We start from the raw sequence: 894 nt of genomic DNA on the forward strand, positions 1-894 counted from the left end.
CCCCCCGGCAACAACCCCCCGCACAATCCAGCCGCCCTCCGGGACGGGGCCCGCGGGCCCCCGCGCGAGGCCGGACGGGCGGAGGGGCGGTGCGTGTCCGGCACCGCCCCTGCACCGGCTGACCTGGCGTCAGAGGAGGTCCGGCTTCCAGATGGTGCGGTCCGGGTGGACGTGGGCTGTGGGGGAGAGTTCGTACGAGCCGGCGTTCGCGTTCGCCGGGACCACCCAGCCGACGCCCTGGTACGCGTACGGCACCGGTTCGCGCGGGACCGAGCAGCGGGCCGGATCGGTGATGACCGTCCGGCCCGGGGGGACGTCGACGGGCTGCGGGTTCGGTGCCTCCGGGCACGGGTGGAAGGCCTTCTGCCGTGCGTACTGCACCCTGACCCGGACGCGGGCGGTCGCCGCGCCGTCGGCCTGATTGGTGAGTTTCACGGCGAATGCGACGCGGTCCGCGTCCACCCGGGCGCACACCCGCCAGACCACCGACTCCGGTCCGGGGACGGGCTCTCCGCAGCGGCTGTCGGCGCCGAGGGTGTTCTTCTCCAGGCCCGGCTGTTCGAGGCCTGCCGCCCGCGGGATCGCCGCCGGCTGCGGGGCGGGTGCGGGCTTCGCGGTGTCCGGGGTCGCGCGGGTGGAGGCCAGGTGGGCGACCAGGGCTGCCGCCGCTCGTTGCCCCGTCCGGCGCCGGGCGCCCCCACGGGGGCGGCCGCGGCCGCCGTCGGCCTCCACCACGCCTCCCCCGCCGCCCCCCCGGCCACCGCCAAGCCCACCCCCTCCCCGCCGCCCCCCGCCCCCGCCCCCCGGGCGCCCGCCGCCGCGCCCCCCCGCGGGCCGCGGCCCCCCCGCCCCCCCCCGGCGCGCGCCGCCCGCGGGGGTGCCGCCCCCCGCACG

At 80.4% G+C, this 894-nt stretch carries 1 protein-coding gene; it reads right to left on the minus strand.

What is annotated here, in order from left to right; genetic code table 11:
- Positions 1–129: 129 nt before the first annotated feature.
- Entirely contained in the window at positions 130–735 is a 606-nt protein-coding gene (locus tag EF903_RS34595) for a hypothetical protein (protein WP_185902964.1), read from the minus strand.
- Positions 736–894 lie beyond the last annotated feature (159 nt).

Source organism: Streptomyces sp. WAC05292 (assembly GCF_003949955.1).
In the GTDB taxonomy this organism is placed as follows: domain Bacteria; phylum Actinomycetota; class Actinomycetes; order Streptomycetales; family Streptomycetaceae; genus Streptomyces; species Streptomyces globosus.